This is a genomic window from Nonomuraea africana (assembly GCF_014873535.1).
GTDB lineage: Bacteria > Actinomycetota > Actinomycetes > Streptosporangiales > Streptosporangiaceae > Nonomuraea > Nonomuraea africana.
Map to the genome: position 1 here is coordinate 5,256,421 of NZ_JADBEF010000001.1, position 21,198 is coordinate 5,277,618.

General features: G+C 71.3%; 21 protein-coding genes. 5 read left to right on the top strand and 16 right to left on the bottom strand.

Annotated elements, in window-relative coordinates; all coding sequences use genetic code 11:
* Positions 1-7 precede the first annotated feature (7 nt).
* The 7 genes from H4W81_RS24880 to H4W81_RS24910 are packed head-to-tail and all read right to left on the bottom strand — an operon-like array spanning position 8 to position 5,979.
* Positions 8-1,195 carry a sensor histidine kinase gene (locus H4W81_RS24880; protein ID WP_192777019.1) on the bottom strand — a complete coding sequence of 396 codons (1,188 nt, stop codon included), beginning with the start codon at positions 1,193-1,195 and terminating at the stop codon, positions 8-10.
* Complete coding sequence (locus H4W81_RS24885; protein ID WP_192777020.1) at positions 1,192-1,854, bottom strand: response regulator transcription factor; 663 nt, start codon at positions 1,852-1,854, stop codon at positions 1,192-1,194. Before H4W81_RS24885 ends, H4W81_RS24880 begins: the two co-directional genes overlap by 4 nt.
* A gap of 10 nt (positions 1,855-1,864) precedes the next feature.
* The gene (locus H4W81_RS24890) at positions 1,865-2,749 is read right to left on the bottom strand and encodes a S1C family serine protease (RefSeq protein WP_225958783.1); all 885 of its coding nucleotides are present in this window, start codon (positions 2,747-2,749) and stop codon (positions 1,865-1,867) included.
* A 5-nt stretch (positions 2,750-2,754) separates the two neighbouring features.
* Positions 2,755-3,696: a VWA domain-containing protein gene (locus H4W81_RS24895; protein ID WP_192777021.1), complete on the bottom strand. Its 942-nt coding sequence runs from the start codon at positions 3,694-3,696 to the stop codon at positions 2,755-2,757.
* Positions 3,693-4,853 (bottom strand): DUF58 domain-containing protein, encoded by a 1,161-nt coding sequence (locus tag H4W81_RS24900; RefSeq protein ID WP_192777022.1) that lies wholly within the window; start codon positions 4,851-4,853, stop codon positions 3,693-3,695. Before H4W81_RS24900 ends, H4W81_RS24895 begins: the two co-directional genes overlap by 4 nt.
* Positions 4,850-5,827, bottom strand: coding sequence for an AAA family ATPase (locus H4W81_RS24905; RefSeq protein WP_192777023.1), 978 nt, complete (start codon positions 5,825-5,827; stop codon positions 4,850-4,852). The genes H4W81_RS24900 and H4W81_RS24905 overlap by 4 nt, the downstream gene beginning before the upstream one ends.
* Complete coding sequence (locus H4W81_RS24910) at positions 5,824-5,979, bottom strand: hypothetical protein (protein ID WP_192777024.1); 156 nt, start codon at positions 5,977-5,979, stop codon at positions 5,824-5,826. The genes H4W81_RS24905 and H4W81_RS24910 overlap by 4 nt, the downstream gene beginning before the upstream one ends.
* Before the next feature lie 150 nt (positions 5,980-6,129).
* On the opposite strand from H4W81_RS24910, the gene H4W81_RS24915 reads away from it, so the two are divergent.
* Entirely contained in the window at positions 6,130-7,041 is a 912-nt protein-coding gene (locus H4W81_RS24915; protein ID WP_225958784.1) for a dienelactone hydrolase family protein, read from the top strand.
* A gap of 9 nt (positions 7,042-7,050) precedes the next feature.
* Here the strand turns inward: H4W81_RS24915 and H4W81_RS24920 are convergent, their stop codons facing one another.
* Positions 7,051-7,578, bottom strand: coding sequence for an LGFP repeat-containing protein (locus H4W81_RS24920; RefSeq protein WP_192777025.1), 528 nt, complete (start codon positions 7,576-7,578; stop codon positions 7,051-7,053).
* 103 nt (positions 7,579-7,681) lie between these two features.
* On the opposite strand from H4W81_RS24920, the gene H4W81_RS24925 reads away from it, so the two are divergent.
* Complete coding sequence (locus tag H4W81_RS24925) at positions 7,682-8,584, top strand: DUF4190 domain-containing protein (RefSeq protein ID WP_192777026.1); 903 nt, start codon at positions 7,682-7,684, stop codon at positions 8,582-8,584.
* A gap of 45 nt (positions 8,585-8,629) precedes the next feature.
* Here H4W81_RS24925 and H4W81_RS24930 read toward each other — a convergent pair whose 3' ends face one another.
* Positions 8,630-10,015 (bottom strand): glycine--tRNA ligase, encoded by a 1,386-nt coding sequence (locus H4W81_RS24930; protein WP_192777027.1) that lies wholly within the window; start codon positions 10,013-10,015, stop codon positions 8,630-8,632.
* A gap of 85 nt (positions 10,016-10,100) precedes the next feature.
* Entirely contained in the window at positions 10,101-10,391 is a 291-nt protein-coding gene (locus H4W81_RS24935; protein WP_192777028.1) for an antibiotic biosynthesis monooxygenase family protein, read from the bottom strand.
* 153 nt (positions 10,392-10,544) lie between these two features.
* On the opposite strand from H4W81_RS24935, the gene H4W81_RS24940 reads away from it, so the two are divergent.
* Together H4W81_RS24940 and H4W81_RS24945 are read left to right on the top strand one after the other, a co-directional pair.
* Complete coding sequence (locus H4W81_RS24940) at positions 10,545-10,883, top strand: DUF6703 family protein (protein ID WP_192777029.1); 339 nt, start codon at positions 10,545-10,547, stop codon at positions 10,881-10,883.
* 74 nt (positions 10,884-10,957) lie between these two features.
* Positions 10,958-11,842: an alpha/beta hydrolase gene (locus tag H4W81_RS24945; protein WP_192777030.1), complete on the top strand. Its 885-nt coding sequence runs from the start codon at positions 10,958-10,960 to the stop codon at positions 11,840-11,842.
* Here the strand turns inward: H4W81_RS24945 and H4W81_RS24950 are convergent.
* From H4W81_RS24950 to sucC, 6 genes are all read right to left on the bottom strand, one after another.
* A complete protein-coding gene (locus tag H4W81_RS24950) occupies positions 11,775-13,292 on the bottom strand; it encodes an aldehyde dehydrogenase family protein (RefSeq protein ID WP_192777031.1) in 1,518 nt (505 codons plus the stop codon). The two genes, H4W81_RS24945 and H4W81_RS24950, sit on opposite strands and share 68 nt — an antisense overlap.
* A 10-nt stretch (positions 13,293-13,302) precedes the next feature.
* Positions 13,303-15,021, bottom strand: a complete 1,719-nt coding sequence (gene gcl / locus H4W81_RS24955) for a glyoxylate carboligase (RefSeq protein WP_192777032.1) — start codon at positions 15,019-15,021, stop codon at positions 13,303-13,305.
* Complete coding sequence (locus H4W81_RS24960; RefSeq protein WP_192777033.1) at positions 15,018-15,842, bottom strand: NAD(P)-dependent oxidoreductase; 825 nt, start codon at positions 15,840-15,842, stop codon at positions 15,018-15,020. The genes gcl and H4W81_RS24960 overlap by 4 nt, the downstream gene beginning before the upstream one ends.
* Positions 15,839-16,600: a hydroxypyruvate isomerase family protein gene (locus tag H4W81_RS24965; RefSeq protein ID WP_318781936.1), complete on the bottom strand. Its 762-nt coding sequence runs from the start codon at positions 16,598-16,600 to the stop codon at positions 15,839-15,841. The genes H4W81_RS24960 and H4W81_RS24965 overlap by 4 nt, the downstream gene beginning before the upstream one ends.
* Before the next feature lie 239 nt (positions 16,601-16,839).
* On the bottom strand, positions 16,840-17,730 hold the full coding sequence (gene sucD / locus H4W81_RS24970) for a succinate--CoA ligase subunit alpha (RefSeq protein WP_192781023.1): 891 nt from the start codon (positions 17,728-17,730) through the stop codon (positions 16,840-16,842).
* Positions 17,731-18,116: 386 nt separating this feature from the next.
* Positions 18,117-19,283, bottom strand: coding sequence for an ADP-forming succinate--CoA ligase subunit beta (gene sucC / locus H4W81_RS24975; RefSeq protein WP_192777034.1), 1,167 nt, complete (start codon positions 19,281-19,283; stop codon positions 18,117-18,119).
* 509 nt (positions 19,284-19,792) lie between these two features.
* On the opposite strand from sucC, the gene H4W81_RS24980 reads away from it, so the two are divergent.
* Complete coding sequence (locus tag H4W81_RS24980; protein WP_225960115.1) at positions 19,793-21,157, top strand: MFS transporter; 1,365 nt, start codon at positions 19,793-19,795, stop codon at positions 21,155-21,157.
* The last annotated feature ends 41 nt before the right edge of the window (positions 21,158-21,198 follow it).

Consider the following 21,198-nt stretch of genomic DNA (forward strand, 5'->3'; position numbering starts at 1 on the left):
AGCCAACCTATATGTTCGCGACACCCGCGAGGGGATTGATCGTCGGCACGGGGCTCTCGGCGCCCTCACGTGACGGCAGCCAGAGCACGAACGTGCTGCCCTCGCCCAGCTGGGAGAAGACGGCCACCCGCCCGCCGTGCGACTCGACGATCTGCCTGACGATGGCCAGGCCGAGCCCGGTGTGCCGGTCCCTGCGGCTGGCCTCGCCGCGCCAGAACCTGTCGAAGACGCGCGGCCTGTCCTCCTCCGAGAGGCCGGGGCCCACGTCGCGGACGGCCGTCCAGAGCCAGCCGCCCTCCCTGCCCGCCGCCACCTCGACGGTGCCGCCCGGCGGCGAGAGCCGTACGGCGTTGGACAGCAGGTTGGCCACCGCCCTGCGCAGCGCGTCGTGATCGCCCGTCATGCCCAGCTCGCCGCCCAGCGCGCGGGTCAGGGTGAGGTCGCGGGCCTGGGCCAGCGCGGCGTACTCCTCGGTGGCCTCGGCGGCCACCTGGGCCAGGTCGAGGTCGGTGTCGGCGAAGGCGGTCCCCTGGCGCCTGGCGCTGGCCAGCAGGTCCTCCACCAGCCTCGTCATGCGCGTGGTCGCGCGGTCCACGATGGTGACGGCGCGGGCCCGCTCCTCCTCGGTGGCCTCAGGTGAGGCCAGGACGGCGTCGATGTTGGTCCTGATGATGGTCAGCGGGCTGCGCAGCTCGTGTGAGGCGTCGTCGATCAGCTGGCGCTGCGCCCTGAACGCCTCCTCCAGCCGGTCGAGCATCGTGTCGACGGTGTCGGCCAGGTCGCGCAGCTCGTCTTTGGGTCCCTCGAGCCTGATCCTCCTGGACAGGTCGGTGGCCTGGATCTCGTCGGTGGTGCGGGTGATCGCCCGCACCGGGCGCAGCACCCTGCCCGACAGGATCCAGCCGATGAGGAGGCTGGCCACGAAGAGGAAGGCGAGCGTGGCGAGCGAGTAGTCGCGCAGGGTGGCCATCGTCTTGACGTTGATGGCGTTCTCGACCTCTTCGACGAAGACGACCTGGGCCTTGCCCACGTACTCTCCGTTGCTGCGGTAGGTCTTGGCGTACTCGGTGGTGTAGGGACGCTGCTCGGTCGAGACGGACACCGCGTAGTAGATGCCGCCGAGCACCACCGCGGCCAGCAGGAACAGCAGGGCCGAGTAGAGCACGGTCAGCCTGAACCTGATCGTGTGGATCACGCGTCCTCCCTCAGCCGGTAGCCCCTGCTGATCACCGTCTCGATCAGGCCCTCCTCCTGCAGCTTGCGGCGCAGGTTGCCGACCGTGACCCGGACGGTGTTGGTGAAGGGGTCGGTGTGCTCGTCCCACACGTGCTCCAGCAGCTCCTCGCTGGAGACCACGTGGCCCGGCTTGGTCATGAGGTAGTGCAGCACGCCGTACTCCTTCGGGGTCAGCGCCAGCGACCTGCCGCCGAGCGAGACCTCCATGCGCGCGGTGTCGATCCGCAGCGCTCCCACCTCGAGCACGGAGGTCCCGCCGGTCTCTCTGCGCAGCAGCGCCCGCACCCTGGCCAGCAGCTCGGGGAAGGCGAACGGCTTGACGAGGTAGTCGTCCGCGCCCTCGTCCAGGCCCCTGACCCGGTCGTCGAGGCGGTCACGGGCGGTCACCATGATGATCCGCACCCCGCTGCCCGAGGCCCTGGCCGTACGGCAGAGCTGGAACCCGTCGCCGCCCGGCAGGTTCAGGTCGAGCAGCACCAGGTCGTAGGTGTTGACCTGGAGCTTCTCGGACGCCGACGGGGCGTCGTAGGCGACGTCCACGGCATAGCCGGCGCGGACCAGGCCGACACGGAGCGCGTCGACCAGGTCCTCCTCGTCTTCGACGACCAGCAGTCGCATGCTGTGCACCCTAGTTTCGGATGATGCTTTCCGCGATGGGGGCGGCTCTGTCTATGGGAATCGCGAAACCGATCCCGATGTTCCCTCCGCCCCTGCTCGTGGCGATCGCGGTGTTCACTCCCACCACCTCTCCTCGAGCGTTCACCAGCGGGCCGCCGGAGTTGCCGGGATTGATCGAGGCGTCGGTCTGGACGGCCGTGCGCCTGCTGCCGCCGAGGCCCACCTCCCTGTCGAGCGCGCTGACGATGCCCGCGGTCACCGTGCCCGACAGGCCGAGCGGCGAGCCGATGGCCAGCACCTGCTCGCCGACGGCCAGCCGGCTCGACCTGCCAAGCCGCGCCGGGGTCAGTCCCGTGGCGTCGTCGACGGCCAGGACCGCCAGGTCCTCGTCGGCGTCGGCGCCCACGATTCTGGCGCCGAGCCTGCGCCCGTCGTTGAGCACCACCGTGGCTCTCGTGGCGGCGCCGATGACGTGGGCGTTGGTCAGGACGTGGCCGCGGTCGTCGACGACGAACCCGGAGCCGCCACCCCGCCCGGTCTCGACGGAGACGACGCTCGGCAGCACCTGGGCGGCGGTGGCGCTGAGCCCCTGCCCCTGCCCCTGTCCCTGAGACTGGCCCGGGCTCGGGGCCTGCGCCGCGGGGACGCGGGGCAGGGCCGCGGGGGCGGGCTCGGACCCTTCGATGAGCCGCGCCCCCGCGACGCCCGCCGCCCCGCCGGTGAGCGCGGCGACGAGCGCGGCGGTCACCAGGAGGCGGCCTCTGGGGGCGGCCGCCGCCCCGCCGCCCGCGGCGACGGGTGGCGGTGGCGGCCCCTGCCGGAACTCGGGCCGCGCGCCCGGACGGAAGTCGGGCCCGCGCGGCTCGCCCAGGCCGGTCATGGCGTGTTCCCTCATGGTGGTCATGGCAGCCTCGAGAACCACAGCATCGAGCCGATCGCCGCCAGGGCTGCGAGCAGCAGGCCCGCGCCGACGAACCAGGGCCAGATCTCCTGCCGCTCCATCCGGTAGCCGACGGAGGTGCCGATGTCGTCGTAGACCGCCTGCAGCTCGTCGCCACTGGCCGCCTCGTAGAAGCCGCCGCCCGCCGACCGGGCCAGCTCCTGCAGCGCGGGGGCGTCGACGGGCACCGGGATCTGGTTGCCCTGGATGTCGATGGTGCCGGTCTGCGTGCCGTACGCGATGGTCGTGACGGGCACGCCGCGCTCGGCGGCGGCCCGCGCGGCCTCGGGAAGCGGGCGGCCGGTGGTGTTGGAGCCGTCCGACAGCAGCACGATGTGCGCGGGCGGCGGCTCCTGCTCGGTGTCGAGGTCCTGGATGGCCTCCAGCGACGAGTGGACGGCCTCGCCGATGGCGGTGCCCGAGGCGGTGGTGAGCCTGCCGAGTGCGGCGAGCACCGCCTGCCGGTCCGTGGTCGGCGGCACGGCCACCGACGCCTGTCCGGAGAAGGTGACCAGGCCGAGGTTGAAACGCGGGGGCAGGCCCTCGACGAACTGCCGGGCGGCCTCGCGGGCGGCGGTGAAGCGGTCGGGCGCGACGTCCGTGGCCTCCATCGAGGCCGACACGTCGAACGCGACCATGATCGTCGCACGCTCCCTCGGCACCTGGACCTCCGCGGTCGGCCTGGCGAAGCCGACGACCAGCAGCACGAGCATCGCCAGCAGCGCCGCGGCCGGGGCGTGCCTGCGCCAGCCCGGGCTCTTGGGGGCGACCTTGTCCAGGAGGTCGAGGTTGCTGAAGCGGACGGCGTAGGCGCTGCGCCGCATGGACATCACGACGTAGGTGACGGCGATGAGCGCCACGGGGATGAGGAGCAGCAGCCAGAGGGGTGCGAGGAGACTCATGCCGCCTCCCCTCCCGGCCCGCTCCCCCACGGCCCGGGCTTCCCACTCCCTCGAACACCACCGCCCCCGACCCCGCCGACCACCCGCGCCCCCGGAGAGCTCTCGGGGGCGGGTCCGTCGACCGCTCGCGAACCCAGAGCGTCTGGACCATCGGGGAGCGCAGCGCCCCCAGAGGAATCTCGGCCGCCGATCGGGGTCAGCCGCGAAGCGGCGCCCGCCTCAGAGCCGGCGCGCGTGGCCGGGGAGCCGGGAGCGGGGGCCAGACGGGCGAGTCTGCGCTGGCGCAACACGTGCTCGACCAGGTCGCGCACCCAGTCCCCGTCCGTGCGCAGCCGCAGATGCGTGGCGCCCGTCCTGCGCAGCGCCGACGAGATGGCCGCGCGCTGGGCGGCAGCCGCCTCGGCGTACCGCAGGCGCAGCCTGGCGTTGCCCGTGGACACCTCCCTGCGCCTGCCGCTCTCGGGGTCGATGAGCGTCAGCACGCCGACGTCGGGCAGGGTCAGCTCCCGAGGGTCGACCACCTCGACGGCCAGCACCTGGTGCCTGACCCCCAGGCGGCGGATCGGCCTCTCCCACGTCTCCGGATCGTCGAGGAAGTCGGAGACCACCACGACGAGGCCGCGGCGCCGGACCACCCTGCCGAGCTGTTCCAGCGCCGCCCCCAGAGGCGGCTCGGCCACCCCGGGAGAGGTGCGCGGCAGCCCGAACATCGCCTGCAGGACCGCCATGAGGTGCGGCCGCCCCGTCCGCGCGGGCAGCCTGCGCACACCGCCGCCGTGCAGCAGGTGCGCGCCGATCCTGTTGCCGGTGCGCTGGGTCAGGAAGCCCACCGCCGCCACCGCGGCCAGCGCCAGCTCGCGCTTCTCCATCTTGGCCGTGCCGAAGTCCATGCTCGCGGTGGCGTCCAGCAGCGTCCAGATCTCCAGTTCCCTGTCCACGATCAGGTCCCTGACGTGCGGCGCGGTCGTGCGGGCGGTGACGTTCCAGTCGATGCGCCGCACGTCGTCACCTGCCTGGTACGGCCTGGCCTCGGCCGGCTCGCTGCCCTGCCCCGGCACCAGCCCCAGGTGCTCGCCCTGCAGCAGGCCGTCCAGGCGGCGGGTGACGACCAGCTCCAGCCTGCGCAGGGCCGGCTCGGCGGCCAGATACCCTCTCATGCCGCCTCCTGCTGCGGGGCGATCACGGGCAGCGGCACGGCCTCGACCAGCCTGTCCACGATCTGCCGCGCCGTCGTCCCCTCGGCGAGGGCGTCGAACGACAGCACGAGCCGATGCGCCATCACGTCGTGCGCCAGGACGCGCACGTCGTCGGGCAGGACGTAGTCGCGCCCCCTCAGCAGTGCGAGGGCCCGCGCCGCCGCCAGCAGCCCGAGCGTCGCCCTCGGCGAGGCGCCGAACGCCAGCGACCGCTCGACGTCCTGCAGGCCGTACCGCGCGGGCTCCCTGGTGGCGTGCACAAGCCGCACCGCGTACTCCGCGATCGCATGGTGGACGAACACCTCCTCCGCCCGTCGCTGGAGCGCGACGATCCGGGCGGGGTCGAGGACGGGCTGGGGAACGGGCGGGTCCACGCTCATCCGGTAGACGATCGCCAGCTCCTCCGACTCGCTGGGATAGCCCACGTCGACCTTCATCAGGAAGCGGTCCCGCTGCGCCTCGGGCAGGTGGTAGACGCCCTCGGACTCGATCGGGTTCTGCGTGGCCAGCACCAGGAACGGCGCGGGCATCGGGTGCGTGACGCCGCCGATGCTGACCTGGCGCTCGGCCATGATCTCCAGCAACGCCGACTGCACCTTGGCGGGCGCTCTGTTGATCTCGTCGGCGAGCACGAGGTTCGCCATGACGGGCCCGAGCTCGACGTCGAAGCTCTCGGTGGACGGGCGGTAGATCCTGGTGCCGACGATGTCGGAGGGCACCAGGTCAGGGGTGAACTGGATGCGCGCGAAAGACCCGCCGACCACGGTGGCCAGCGTCTCGGCCGCGAGCGTCTTGGCGATGCCGGGCACCCCTTCGAGCAGGCAGTGCCCCTTGGCGAGAACCGCGACCACCAGGCGTTCGACCATGTGGTCCTGCCCGACGATCACCCGCTTGACCTCGAACAGCGCCCGCTCCAGCAGATCCGGCTCGGTCATGGCGTGACCTCGTCCGGGCAGTCGTCGACCACGACCCTCAGTTCGAGCGCGGTGGGGTCAGAACCGGCGAACGACGGCGCGCTCCCCGTCATGACGAGCGCGACACCGGCCAGTACGACGGCCCCCACCTTCCAGCGTGATGTGCGTGCCATGGATCCTCATGTCCCTTCGTAGGTTCACGAGGAATGTCATCAAGACAGCGCGAAAACCGGCGTAACGCTCGTCTTTATCTGAATTTTCGGTGTCTCACGCGGAGCCTGGCTTTACCCGGTCTTTCGGCGGCGCGACCTACGATCCGGGGCATGATGTCACCCTTCAAGCGCTACCTCGCCGAGGAGATCGCACTCGACCACGTCGAAGGGCTCATCTCGCGCAGGGAGGCGCTGCGCAGGCTGGCCCTGCTCGGGCTCGGCCTGCCCGCGGCCACCGCGCTGCTGAGCGCGTGCGGGGCGGACGCGCCGGCCGCCGCGCCGAGCGCCGCCGCGGCCAGCCCCACTCCCAGCGCGCCCGCCTCGCCCGCGGGCCCTTCGCCACTGCCGACCGAGGCCGTCACCTTCGCGGGCCCCGAGGGCGCGCCCCTGCGAGGGGCCTGGGCGGCGGCGCCGAACGGCAAGGGCGCGGTCCTGGTCATCCATGAGAACCGCGGGCTCAACGACCACACCCGTTCCGTCGCGGGACGGCTGGCCGCCAGCGGCTACTCCGCACTCGCCCTCGACCTGCTGTCACGCGAGGGCGGCACCGACTCCTTCAGCGACACCGCCCAGGTCACGGCCAAGCTCGGCGAGATCCAGCCCGAGCGGTTCGTCGCCGACATGAAGGCGGCGCTGGACGAGCTGGCCGTCAGGGCGCCCGGCACCAAGCTCGGCATGGTGGGTTTCTGCTTCGGCGGCGGCATGACGTGGTTGCTGCTGTCGAACGCCGAGCCGCGCCTGGCCGCCGCCGTGCCCTTCTACGGCCCGCTGCCCGAGGGCGCCGACTTCACCGGAACCAGGGCGGCCGTCCTCGGGATCTACGCCGAGCAGGACGACCGGGTGAACGCCACCCGCGACGCGGCGCGGGCCGCGCTGGAGAAGGCGGGGCTCCCGCACGAGATCGTCACCTTCCCCGGCGTCGGCCACGCCTTCTTCAACGACACCGGCCAGCGCTACAACGCGCAGGCCGCGGCCCAGGCCTACCAGCGGGTCCTCGACTGGTTCGGCAGGCACCTGGCCTGATCACCGCGCTCACGCGTAGGTCGACACCGAGATCGTCCATCCCTGGCGGCAGACGTCGCCCAGCGGCTTGTCGTCGCAGCCGCGCACGCGGAAGGTGAAGTAGCCGTCGGGCCCGTGGAAGGAGGCCGACCCGCGGATCCGCTGGCCGGTGCGCTGCGTGTAGGTGCCGTTGGCCAGGTGCGTGGACCGTACGAGGATCTCGAAGTAGTCGTAGTGGAAGGGGTTGGTCGGGCCCCACCGGACGACGGCGTCGCCGCCCTTGCCGTAGCCCGCCACGATCATCTTGCCTCCCTGGTCGGGGGACCAGGCGATCTGCCCGTTGGCGAAGGTCTGACGGCGGCCGTTGCTGTTGGCGATGCCCTTCTCCGTGGCCTTGGGACAGCCGAACACGCCGTTCTCGCCGCCCATGGTGCGCCAGTAGTCGCCGATGAGGCCGTAGGGCTGGATCTCGCAGGCGCTCGTCTTCGCCTGGGCGGGGGCGGCCGCTCCCGCGAAGACGAGCGCCGCGGCCAGACCGAGGGTGACTGCTCTTCTCATGAGCGCAACGTAAGTCGGCCCCCACACGGCACACATGAGTACGGGGGTACTCAGAACGGACACCCGCCCTGCTCTGTGCGCTGTGTCTGGAATGATGCGCCTGGTGAACTTCGCACCCCCCGACAGCTATGACTGGACGCCGCCCAGGCCGGTGTCCGCCAGGAGGACAGAGCCCTTCGCGATCGTCGCGCTGATCCTCGGCGTGCTCGCGTGCTTCCCCATCGCCATCCCCTTCGCCGCCGCCGCGCTGGTGCGCATCAAGCGCTCGGGCGACGCGGGCCGGGCCCTGGCGATCGCGGGGCTGGTGATGAGCATCGTGTTCCCGCTGGCGGGCGCGGGCGTAGTGTACGGCGGGGTCAGACTCTACGAGTCCTTCGTCAGGCCCGACGGGTACGTCGCCGTTGACCACGCCGAGGTGGGCGACTGCGTCAACGGACTGCACGGCGCCGACTACTACCTGCCGCTGGTCTCGTGCGACTCCCCGCATGAGGGCGAGTTCCTGGGCACCGTGCTCGCCCGCGACGACGACAATGCCGAGGAGGGCTGCGCCGACCTCTTGGAGGACACGACGGCCGACGATGAGCTGAGCTTCCTCTACTTCGCCCCCGCCGACGGCCGCTCGCCTTGCTACATGGTGCACGGCGTCAGCGGCGGCAAGCTGGTCGGCTCGGGCGCCTCCGCGCGGCCCGCCCCAAAGGTGGAGGAGCAGATCGAGGGCAAACTCGTCCACGCGACCGCACTCCCCGAGGGAAGGTGCGCGAAGGAGCTGTGGGACGGCGACAAGGAGGTCCGCGTCGTCTCCTGCGCACAGTCGCACGAAGGCGTGCTTCGAGGGGTGTTCGACCTGTCGCCCGGCCCCTGGCCCGGCGAGGAGCGAATCGAACGGCTGGCTGCCGAGGGGTGCGAGGAGCGCTTCGGCGACCAGATCAAGGGCGAGCTGTGGGCCTACCATCCCGCCAGCTACCACTGGATCGACGAGCAGCGGGTCGCCTGTTACGACACATGAGAAAAGGGGGGCGGTGCGGCCGCCCCCCTTTTCTTCGCTCCAGCGTCAGTCGTTCAGGTGCCGGCGCAGGTAGGACTCGACCTGGTCGAGCGAGATGCGCTCCTGCCCCATCGAGTCGCGCTCGCGGATGGTCACGGCGTGGTCCTCGAGGGTGTCGAAGTCGACCGTGATGCAGAACGGCGTGCCGATCTCGTCCTGGCGGCGGTAGCGGCGGCCGATGGCGCCCGCGTCGTCGAACTCGACGTTCCAGCGCTTGCGCAGCTGGGCGGCGAGGTCCTTGGCCTTGGGCGACAGGTCGGCGTTGCGCGACAGCGGCAGCACCGCGACCTTGACGGGGGCGAGGCGGTGGTCGAGGCGCAGCACCGTGCGCTTCTCCATGACGCCCTTGGCGTTGGGCGCCTCGTCCTCGGTGTAGGCGTCGAGCAGGAACGTCAGCGTGGCGCGGTCGACACCGGCGGCGGGCTCGATGACGTAGGGCACGTAGCGCTCGCCCGTGTCCTGCTCGAAGAACGACAGGTCAACGCCCGAGGCCTTGCCGTGCGCGGTCAGGTCGAAGTCGGTGCGGTTGGCGATGCCCTCGAGCTCGCCCCACTCCGAGCCGGTGAAGTTGAAGCGGTACTCCACGTCGACGGTGCGCTTGGAGTAGTGTGACAGCTTCTCCTTGGCGTGCTCGTAGAGCCGGAGATTGTCCTTGTTGATGCCCAGGTCGGAGTACCAGCGGAAGCGCTCGTCGATCCAGTACTGGTGCCACTCCTCGTCGGTGCCGGGCTTGACGAAGAACTCCATCTCCATCTGCTCGAACTCGCGGGTGCGGAAGATGAAGTTGCCGGGCGTGATCTCGTTGCGGAACGACTTGCCGATCTGGCCGATGCCGAAGGGGATCTTCTTGCGCGCCGACTGCTGGACGTTGGCGTAGTTGATGAAGATGCCCTGCGCGGTCTCGGGGCGCAGGTAGGCCAGGCCCGAGTCGTCCTCGACCGGGCCGAGGTAGGTCTTCAGCAGGCCGCTGAACTGGCGCGGCTCGGTGAAGGTGCCCTTGTTGCCGCAGTTGGGGCAGGTGAGGTCGGCCAGGCCCCCGGCGGGCGGCTTGCCGTGCTTCTCCTCGTACGCCTCCACCAGGTGGTCGGCGCGGAAGCGCTTGTGGCAGGACTGGCACTCGGTCAGCGGGTCGGTGAAGGTCTCGACGTGGCCGCTGGCCTGCCACACCTCGGGGGCCAGGATGACGCAGGAGTCGAGGCCGACCACGTCTTCCCTGGCCTGGACCATCGACAGCCACCACTGCCGCTTGACGTTGTTCTTCAGCTCCACGCCCAGCGGACCGTAGTCCCACGACGCGCGCAGGCCTCCGTAGATCTCGCTCGACGGGTAGACGAGCCCCCGTCGCTTGGCGAGGCTGACGATCGTGTCCATGACGTCGGTCCGGCGTGCCATTGGCTGAATCTCTTTCCGGCTGGAGGTCGGCGAGTGGAATGATGAGATCCCAGCTTAGGGGACATCTGGCCGCCGCCGCGCGCGACTAATCGTCTCGCCCGGAAACGTACACATCCTCGAAGGCGCTGGGCTCGTTGACCATCAGGATCATGAGGGGGTACATCGCCATCCGCGCGGCGGACAGCGCGCGGCGATAGAAGCCCGCGCCCTCCCACTCGCTGACGAGCGCCCAGAGGTTCGGCTCGTCGACCGAACGGCACAGGCGTCCGCGCAGGTAGCCGGGCTGGGCCGCCAGCACGTCGATGATCTCCTGGCCTTGTTTGAGGAACTCTTGGGAGCGTGCCTCGGGAACGGTGTAGCGAATCAGTGCGAGCACGTGATCCAGGATGTCAGACAGAGGGCCTGTCCCGATGCGTCCTCTCGAGGATCCGGTGCTCCCGGCTCGCGCCCGGCCCCGGCCGCTCGCCGGACCTGCCGGGTTCCGTGGCGAGGCTTCAGCGGCGGGCGCGTGCCGCGCTAGGCTCGTGAGGTGGCCACTCGAAAGCCTCTTCCGCCCGGCGAGCAGTTCTTCACGCCGGGCGCCACGGGCCTGCGCAAGACCGTCGAACAGCGCAGCGCCCTGCCCCTCACCTTCCTGTTCACGCAGGTGCCGCGCTGGGTGGCGCCCGTGGTGCTGGTGATCCTGCTGCTGGCCGGGTTCGTGCTCGACAGCTGGCTGGGCGGCCTGGCCGTGCTGCCGGTGGTCGCCTTCGTGGGCTGGCTGGCCTATCTGTCGTGGCCCTCGCTCGGCGCGGGCGGCAAGCTGCTGCGCGTGGCCATGCTGACCTTCCTCGTCCTCGTGGTGGCCGACAGGTTCGGGGCCTTCTGATACCCAGGAGTGATCGGCGGATCCGACCTGCGCGTGACGCGGACGGTTCGCGGCGTCGCGTAGCGTCCAGAGTCATGCGGTTTCCCACACGAACGCTCCTCGTCGCGGCCGTCCTGCTGACGGTCTCGGGCGCGGGCTGCCTGCCGGGTTCCCAACCGCTCGACCTGCCCGCGATGACCGAGTCCGCGCTGGCCGAACGCTACGCCGCCACCAGGGCGGTCTCGGGCGGCGACCGCCGGCTGCTCGCCTACGACAGGGCGGGCGACGGCAGGGCGATCGAGGTGGTGGGCGACCTCGCCGCCGCCCGGACGGTGATCGTCTTCGTGCCCGGCACCGGATTCGGCCTCGACGACTTCGACGGCACCTCCGCCTCCCCCGCCGGCGCGGCCAGGGCGATCCACGCCAGAGCGGCCGCGCTCAGGCCGGGCGAGCCGGTGGCCGTCCTCGGCTGGCTCGGCTACGACGCGCCCGAGATGACCGACTGGCAGGTCGTCACCACGCTGCCGGCGGCCAAGGGCGCCATGGCGCTGCGCAGGCTCGTCACCGCGCTCGGCGGCAAGGACCGGCTCAGCCTCGTCTGCCACAGCTACGGGTCGGTCGTGTGCGGGCAGGCCGCGCCGGGCCTGCCGGTCGACGACATCGTCGTGCTGGGCAGCCCCGGCATGGGCGCCGCCACCAAGGCCGAGCTCCGCACACCCGCGAGGGTCTGGGCCGCGCTCGGCGCGAAGGACGACGTCCTCAGACCCGGCGTACGGCTCGGCCCGATCGGCTACGGCGCCGACCCTGTCACTCCCGCCTTCGGCGCCAGGGTGTTCGACGGCGGCCCCGGTGGCCACAACGACTACCTGAAAGCCGGCAACCCCGCCCTCGACCAGGTGGTCTCGATCGCGCTCACCGGGGAAGCAGCGTGTAGCCAGGGAAGTTGCCCGGCAGCCGCTCACCCGGAGGCCCTTGGGTGACCGCCCGCACCAGCAGCTCGCCACCGACGAACGCCCCGCGCCACGAGGCGCCGAGCCCGCCGAACAGCTCCTCCCTGTCGCCGCGCGAGCGGGGCTGGTTGATCCCCACCTTGAACGCCCGCACCTCTGGCGCCAGCCGTTCGGCGGTCTCCGGGACGTCGCAGGAGATCGTCGCGACCAGCGCGCCGTTGCTGGCGTTCATCGCGGCCAGCAGCTCGGCCTCGGTGTCGACGAGCACGACCGTGTCCACCGGGCCGAACGGCTCGGCGTGGAACAGCGGCGAGGAGCGCGGCGGATCGAGCAGCGCCACCGGGGCGAAGTAGGCCTCCCCCTCCACCGCGGGGCCCCGGTAGAGCGGCACCGCGCCCTTGGCGATCGCCTCCTCCACCTGGTCGGCCAGCTCCTTGGCCTTGGCGGCGTTGATCAGCGGGCCGAAGTCCAGCTCCGGCAGCGGGTCGTCGGGGGCGGCCACCTGGAGCGGGTGACCGTACCTGAGGTCTCCGACCGCCGACAGGTAGGCGGCGAGAAAGTCGTGGAACAGCTCCCGCTGCACGACGAAGCGCGGGTAGGCGGTGCAGCGCTGCTTGCCGTAGTCGAAGGACTTCGTGATCTGCGTCGTGAGCAGCTCCCACCCCGAGTACTCCCAGACGCCCCAGCAGTTGAGCCCCTCCTGCTCCAGCACGTGCCGGCGGGAGCGCAGGCCCGGGCGATCGGCGAGCGAGGTGGCCACCTGGGCGCCCGCGTCCCTGCCGCCGACGAACGAGACGCAGCCCAGCTCGGGGGCGCCGACCAGCACCGGCGACAGCTCCGCCCCGCCGCCGCTGACCAGCGTGAACGGCAGGCCCTCCCTGACGGCCAGCGCCGTGGCCAGTGTCAGGCACGACAGGCCGCCGTCGGTGGGCGTCTTGGCGATGACCGCGTTGCCCGCCAGCGCCTGCACCAGCATGGCATGCATGAGCACGCTCATCGGATAGTTCCAGCTGGCGATGTTGCTCACCGGCCCCGGCAGTGGCGTCCGGCCGGCGAGCATGGGCTCGATCTCCTCCAGGTACCAGCGCACACCGTCGAGGCAGCGGTCCACGTCGGCGCAGGCCGTCCGCCATGGTTTGCCGATCTCCCAGACCAGCAGCAGCGCGAGCAGGTCGCGGTGGGCCTGGAGCGCCTCCACGGCCGCGGCCACCCGCGCCCTGCGCTCCGGCAGCGGAAGGTGGCGCCACTGCCCGTGCTCGTCGACGGCCGCGTGGACGGCCCGCGCGGCGCCCGACCTGTCCAGGCGCGGAGGCCCGGCGATCGCGGTGCCGTCCACGGGCGAGAAGACGGGCACGGGACGGCCGTCGCGCTGCCAGATCCCGCCCCAGTGGTTGAGCACCCTGTCGTCGTGGAAGGCCTCGGGCGCCGCCGCGCGGCACCCGTCGTAGGCGTCGGACCAGGCGGTCCTCGGCTTCAGCATGAGCGCTCCTTCAGTCGGACCAGTCGACGGTTTCGGCGGCGCGGGCGGGCAGCGGCTCGAACTCCCTGATGGCGTCGAGGGCGGGGCCCATGGCGGCGTTGGCCTCCCGCTCCACCATCACCTCGACCAGGACCGGCAGCCGCTCCTTCTCCGCCTCCTTCGCCGCCCAGGCGAGGGCGTCGCGGATGTCGCCGGGCGCCTCGACGCGCCGCCCCGGGCAGCCGAAGGCCTCCATGACCTTCACGTGGTCGACGCCGCCCAGCTCGACGGCGAAGTTCATCCCGTACGGGAGCTCCGCCTGCCTGATCAGCCCCAGGTACTCGTTGTTGATCATCACGATGACGAACGGGATCCGGTACTGCGCGGCGACCGCGACCTCCTCCATCAGGAACTCGAAGGAGTAGTCGCCGACGACCGCGACGACCTGGCGTTCGGGGTGGGCGACCTTGACCCCCATCGCGGCGGGAACCTCCCAGCCCAACGGCCCCGCCTGGCCGCAGACGAGGTAGCGCCTGGGCAGGTAGGTCTTCTGGAACTGGCCCGACCAGATCTGGTAGAGGCCGATGGCGGTGACGAAGGTGGTGTCCCTGCCGAAGAAGTCGTTGATCTCCCTGAAGATCCTGGGCGGTTTGATCGGCACGTCGTCGAAGTCGTCCCTGCGGGGCAGGCTCTCCCTGAGCGTGGCGACCCTGCGCGACCACTTCTCCCTGGCCTTGGACGGAACGTCCTCCTCCCGCGCCGCCTCGGCGAGGGACTTCAGGAACGGCCTGGCGTGCGAGACGATGCCGAGGTCGGGCTCGAAGACCTTGCCGAGCTGGGTGGGCTCGATGTCGACGTGGACGAACGTGCGGCCCTTGCGGTAGACCTCCAGATCGCCGGTGTGCCTGTCGCCGAACCTGGCGCCCACCGCCAGCACGAGGTCGCTCTCGAGGAAGGCCGCGTTGCCCCATCTGGTGTGCGTCTGGACCCCCGCCATGCCCGCGAACAGCGCGTGGTCCTCGGGGAAGGCGCCCTTGCCCATCAGCGTCACCTGGACGGGGATCCGCAGCCGCTCGGCCACCTGCCGCAGCTCCTCGGCGGCGTCGCCGATCACCACCCCTCCGCCGGCCAGGATGATCGGACGTTTGGTTTGCCGGATGGCCTCGAGGGCCTTCCGCACCAGGCTCGGCCGCGGCCCCGGCACCTCCACCGGCAGCGGCGCGTCCAGCGCGGGGTCATAGAGGCAGGTGCCGCGCTGCACGTCGATCGGCAGGTCGATGAGGACCGGCCCCGGACGGCCCGACCTGGCGATCCTGAACGCCTCGCGGAACACCCACGGCGCCTGGGCAGGCTCCTTGAGCTGCACCGCCCATTTCGTCACCGGCTTGGCGATCTCCACGATGTCGACCGCCTGGAACGCCTCCTGGTGCAGCTTGTCCGTGGCGGCCTGGCCGGTGACGCAGATCATCGGGATGGAGTCCGCCAGCGCGGTGTAGAGGCCGGTGATCATGTTCGTCCCGGCCGGGCCGCTCGTGCCGATGCTGACGCCGACGTTGCCCGTCACCCTGGCCCAGCCGTCGGCCGCGTGCGTGCCGCCCTCCTCGTGTCGGACCGTGATGTGGCGGATCGAGCTGGTGCGCAGCGCCGCGTAGAGCGGCAGGATGGCGGCGCCGGGGATGCCGAAGACGGTGTCGACGCCCTCCGACTCCAGCACCGCGACGACCGCCTCCATGCAGGGGATTCGTTTCATGCCGCGTTGATCCTTTCGATCACCTTCAGCAGGGCGGAGTGGTCGAGCGAGCCGTGCCCCTGGGCCCTGGCCGCGGCGATGAGCTGGGTGACGAGGGCCGTCATCGGGAGCGAGAGCCCCGCCTGCCTGGCCGCGGCCGTGGCGATGCCCATGTCCTTGTGGTGCAGGTCGATACGGAAGCCGGGGGTGAAGTCGCGGGCCACCATGGAGTGGCGTTTGAGCTCCAGGACGCGGGAGCCGGCCAGCCCGCCCGCCAGCACGTCGAGGCCCTTGCCAGGGTCGACGCCCGAGGCCTCCATCAGCATGATCGCTTCGGCGACGAGGGCGTAGGTGCCGCCGACGACCAGCTGGTTGGCGGCCTTGACGGTCTGGCCGGCGCCGGGCGGGCCGACGTGGACGATCGTCCGGCCGACGGCCCGCAGGACGGGTAAGGCGGCGTGGAAGTCCGCCTCGGCGCCGCCCACCATGATCGAGAGGCTGCCTTCGATCGCGCCCCGCTCTCCGCCGCTGACGGGCGCGTCGAGGGCGCGGGGCAGGCGTTGCGCAATCCCCATCGACGTTTCCGGATTTATCGTGCTCATGTCGATGTAGAGAAGGTTGTCCCCGCCGTACTCGACGATCTCCGGGAGCACCTCCTCCACCTGCGGCGAGTCGGGCAGCATCGTGATGACCACGTCGGCGCCCGTGACCGCCTCGGCCACGCTCGCGACCGTCCTGCCTTCGGGTCTGAGGTCGTACCCACGGACCTCGAAGCCCGCCTTGCCGAGGTTCGCGGCCATGGGCGCGCCCATGATGCCGAGACCGATGAAGCCGATCTTCATCCGTTCCTCCAGTCGAACGCGCCCTGACCTTCGTGCCGGTACTCCAGCCCGACGTGGCGCGCGTAGGCGCCGAGCCTGCTGAAGATCTCCCTGTACGGCATGCGTCCGCTGCCCGGGTACCCGCGTCCCGGGTCGTCGGCGATCTGCACGTGGCCGAACCTGTGGGCCTGGGTGTCGAGGAGTTCCAGCACATCCTCGCCCATGCGGTGCAGGTGGTAGAGGTCGGCGAGGAACTTCACGTTGTCCACGCCGACCTGGTCGATCAGCTCGAAGGCCTGGCGGGAGGAGGTGAGGGGGTAGCGCGGGTTCTCGTGGCTGTTGAGCGCTTCGACGACGACGGTGGCGCCTATGTCGGCGGCCTTGCGGGCGGCGTGGGCGAGGTTGGCGACCGCTACCTTCCGCCGACCGGCATGGTCTGTCTCGGTGGTGCCGGTCGCGGCGTTGCCGTACAGGGCGTTGAGGATCCGGCAGCCGAGGCTGCCCGCCAGCTCCACGGCCACGTCCACGTTGGCCAGGAACCTCTCGGTCTGGGTGAGCACCCCCCTGTCGCCGTTGGCCATGTCGCCCGCGTCGAAGTTCAAGGCCACCAGCTGGACTCCGGCGTCCTCGATGGCGGAGCGGAGGGCGCGGAGGGCGCGGGCGGGCGGGGTGGGCCCATCGAACGGCCACCACATCTCGACGGCCGTGAACCCGGCTGCGGCCGCGGCGGCGGGGCGGTCGAGGAGGGGCAGCTCAGTGAACAGAATGCTCAGATTCACATCGAACCGCAGCCCCACCCCAGACGCTCCTCCTAAGCCCACCCCTCCCTCACCGGTAGCGACGCCCGCCCCACCGAACCCCGCGACGCCCGCGTCTCCCCCGCTGGAGACGACACCCGTCGCACCGCCGCCGCCGCCCATCCCGGTGGACGCGGCACCTCGTCGGGCCGGTCCTCCCCCGCCTCCGACAACACCCGCGCCACTGCGGCCCGTGGCGGGGCCGATGGCTCCGGGGGCGGTCATGAGGCCTCCCTTGTGGGGCGGGCGAGGACCGACCTCATGAGGCGGGCGGTTTCCGAAGGGGTCCTGCCGACCTTGACCCCCGCGGCCTCCAACGCCGATTTCTTGGCCTGCGCCGTCCCCGACGAGCCCGACACGATCGCCCCCGCGTGCCCCATCGTCTTGCCCTCCGGGGCCGTGAACCCCGCCACGTACGCCACAACCGGCTTGGTCACGTTGGCCTCGACGAACGCCGCCGCCCGCTCCTCCGCGTCGCCGCCGATCTCCCCGATCATCACGATCGCGTCCGTGGCCGGGTCCTCCTCGAACGCCCGGAGGCAGTCGATGTGCGTGGTCCCGATCACGGGATCGCCGCCGATGCCCACCGCCGTCGAGAACCCGAGATCCCGCAGCTCGTACATCAGCTGGTAGGTCAGCGTGCCCGACTTCGACACCAGCCCGATCCGCCCGTGCCCGGTGATGTCCGCGGGGACGATCCCCGCCGACGCCTGCCCCGGGCTGATGAGTCCGGGACAGTTCGGTCCGATGATCCTCGTACGGCGCGCCTTGGCCAGGAACCGCACCGTGTCGTGGACGGGCACACCCTCGGTGATCACCACACAGAGAGGCATCTCCGCCTCGGCCGCCTCCTCCACCGCGGCCCCGGCGAAGCGCGGCGGCACGAACACCACCGACACGTCCGCGCCCGTCTCGGCCATCGCCTCGGCCACCGTGCCGAACACCGGCACCCTTCGCTCGCCGAAGTCCACCGACGTGCCGCCCTTGCCCGGGGTCACGCCGGCGACCACGTCGGTGCCCGCCGCCAGCATCCTGGCGGTGTGCCTCGCGCCCTCCGCGCCGGTCATGCCCTGCACGAGGACTCTGCTGTCCTTGGTCAGAAAGATCGCCATCATGTACCCGCTTTCATGAACCGACGCCTTGTCGCCGGGAGCCGTATCGCACCCAGCCCGTCCCCCCGACCCCCGAACCAGCGCCTCCCCCAACCTCAGAACCGGCGCAACTATCGACCCCAGAACCGGCACGCCCTTCACCTCCACAAGCGGCGCGTCTTTCGACCCCATCACCGGCGCACCCTTCACCCCCAGAAGCGGCGCGCCCATCACCCGCAGAACCAGCGCGCCCTTCACCCCCAGAAGCGGCGCGCCCGTCACCATCCCCCGGCCCCAAAGCCAGGGCACCTCCAGAGCCCGAAGCCAGACCATCCCCAGGCACCGAAGCGAGGCCCGCCCACACTGACCGCCGCAAGCCCCCGCGACCCGACAGTGTCGGATCGCCATCACGCGCCCGCCTTGGCCAGCCGGGCGGCCAGCTCCGCGGCGCCGTCCATCGTGGAGACCTGGCGCACGGCCGGATGCCGGGCGTCGCTGAGGATGCGCCGCCCGACCTCCGCGTTGTTGCCGTCCAGCCGGACGACGATCGGCCGCGTCGCGCCCCGCTCACCCAGGAGCTCGAGCGCCGAGACGATCCCCGTGGCCACCGCGTCGCAGGTCGTGATCCCGCCGAAGACGTTCACCAGCACGGAACGGACGTCGGGATCGGACAGGATGATCTCCAGGCCATCGGCCATCACCTTCGCTGACGCGCCACCGCCGATGTCGAGGAAATTCGCGGGCCCCGCACCTGCCTGGGCGACGACGTCCAGCGTGCTCATCACCAGTCCCGCGCCGTTCCCGACGATGCCGACCTGGCCGTCGAGCTTGACGTAGTTGAGTCCGCGCCGCCGCGCCCTGGCCTCGAGCCCCTCCCCTTGGTGCTCCCCGCCGGCCCACTCCGCCACGAGGCATGCGCCCTCGCCGTGGGAAGAGCCGTCGTGTCTGAACAGGGCGTTGTCGTCCAACGTGATCTTGCCGTCGAGGGCGACGATGCGCTGGTCGGTGGTGCAGGCGAGGGGGTTGACCTCGACGAGCAGGGCGCCCTCCTCGTCCATCACCCGCCACAGCCGCTCCAGGACCGGCCCCGCCGCCTCGGGCAGTCCCGAACGGCGGGCGAGCAGCGCTCCATCCACCCCGGCAAGGGGGTCGATCGCCACCTTGACCAGCGCCTCAGGCCTGGTCGCAGCGACGTCCTCGATCTCCATGCCGCCCTCGGTGGACGCCATTGCGAGGAGACAACCGTTCGCCCTGTCGACGAGGAAGGCCGCGTAGTACTCCTCGAAGGGCACCGTCGCCTCCTCCACGAGGACGGTGTGCGCGATGTGTCCCTTGATGTCCATGCCGAGGATGCGTCCCGCCTGCTCGTGCGCCGCGGCCGGGCCCGGTGCCGGCCGTACGCCTCCGGCCTTGCCCCGGCCTCCGGTCTTGACCTGCGCCTTGATGACAACTGGGGTACCCAGCTCCGCCGCGATCGCCCGCGCCTCGTCAGGGGTGGCAGCCACCCCGCCGCGCGGTACGGGGACACCGTGCCGTCTGAAGAGTTCCTTCGCCTGGTACTCGTACAGGTCCATCGAGACTCCCTATGCGGTTCTTGTAGACGGTATACCGTATGGAATATGACTCGTCCAGGCCCTCGACAGAACGCCGCCTACCGGATATTCCATACAGTATGGAAAGTGCCTACGTCCGGGACTGGCGCGGCCGCGCCTACCTCGTCTCCGCCCCGCCGCCCGACCGCCGCCGGATGTTCGTACTGGCCTGGGCCTCGATGCTGGCCATCGCCCCCATGCAGTACGGCTACGCCGCGGCCGTACCCGCCTTCCTCGCCGGAGGCCGCACCCTGGTGACGGTCCTGCTACCACTGGCCGCCTGGATCGTCGTCCAGGCCATCACCGCCTTCCTCCTCAGCACCCACCTCCTGACCACACCTCCGCCCAACGGCCACCCCACCACCCCACGAAAAGGCGTGAAGAGGCTCGAGGACAGCAACCCTCAGGTACGTGCAACCGCCGGTCGCCAGCCACGGACCCGGACGGCCAGGGCGTCACAAGCGGGCGAGTCCGATAGTCGTAGGCTGCGGATGCGGGCACAGGTGGCAGAGAGCCCCTCGCCTCACAGGCGTGAAGCCGACGACCCCGGGCCCCGGTCACGGACAGCCGAAGAGAGGGAACCCCGGGCGAGCGACGCCGATGGTCGAGGACCGCGCACGCGGACGATCGAAGACCGCACGCCCCACACGCGAGACCCCCACACGCGGACCGCCGAGGACGGGGTGCCCCTCAGGGGTGGGTCCGATGGGCATGGGGTGCGGATTCGGCTGGTGTTGGGGGCGGGGGCCGGTTTGAGTGGGATCGGGTTGGTCACTGTGGCCGTCAGTGAGGAGCTCTGGGCGCTGCTCCTTGGCTTCTCGTTGCTGGGTGGCGTCGGTGGCGGGCTGGTGTATGGCGTATGCAGTCGGCTGGTCGCCGGTTGGTATCCGGAGAGGTCGGCGGCCCGGGTGGGCTATGTGACCGGGGCGTTCGGATATGGAGCGCTTCCCCTCGCGGTGGTCGCCGGTGCGACGGCTGCCGGTGGTGACGGGCCTTGGGCGGTGCAGGTGGCTTTCGCGGTGTGTGCGGTGGTGGCCGTGGTGGCGATCGGGCTGGCGGCCCGGTTCGTACGGCTGGCGCCGCGCCGGTGGTGGCCCGCGACGGTCGACCCCAGGAAGCACGCCCTGGACGCCACACAGTTGCGGAGGACACCTCCCGCGGTACGCGAGTTCACGCCCGGACAGGCGCTGCGGACTCCCGCCTTGGCCGTCCTGGTGGGGATCCTGCTCTGTGCCGGGACGATCTCCATCTTCGACGTCGTGATGGTGGCGGCCCTGGGGGAATGGCCGGCGCTCGCGCTCCTGATCGCACTGAACGGGGCGGGGCGGTCCGGTGCGATGAGGGTCTCCGAGGTGCTGGGGCGGCGGCGGACCCTTGCGCTGGTGCTTGCGGTGCTCGGGGTCGGCCAGGTGGTGCTGGCGAGCGGCTCGATCATGGGGGGCGCGGTGGTGGCGGGCCTGGGCGGGGGCGCGTTCTATCCGCTGGTGGCCGCCCTGGTGCGGGAGTACTTCGGTGAGGAGCGGGTGAGCGAGATCCACGGCGTGGTCTACAGCGCCAAGGCGTTGGCCGGTATCGCGGGTGTCGGTCTCGCGGGAGTGATCCTGGCGGGATCGGCCTTGCTGGGCGGGACCGGCACGCATGGGGGCAGCCCCTCGCCAGGCGGAAACAGTGTGATCGGTGGAGGCGGCCCGGTGCGGGGAACGGTACTGATGCCTGATCTGCTCAGCGGGGTCGGCCATCTCGGCGGGGCCGGGCTGGGTGGGATCGGTCTGCTGGCCGGGTGCGTGGCGTTCGGGGCGGCGGCGGCGAGCCTGCGGTTGCGGGTGCCCGGCAGGCCCGTCACGATCCCCGTCTGACCCGAGGAACGAGAAGTGGCGCACGACGGGCAGCTGCCGGT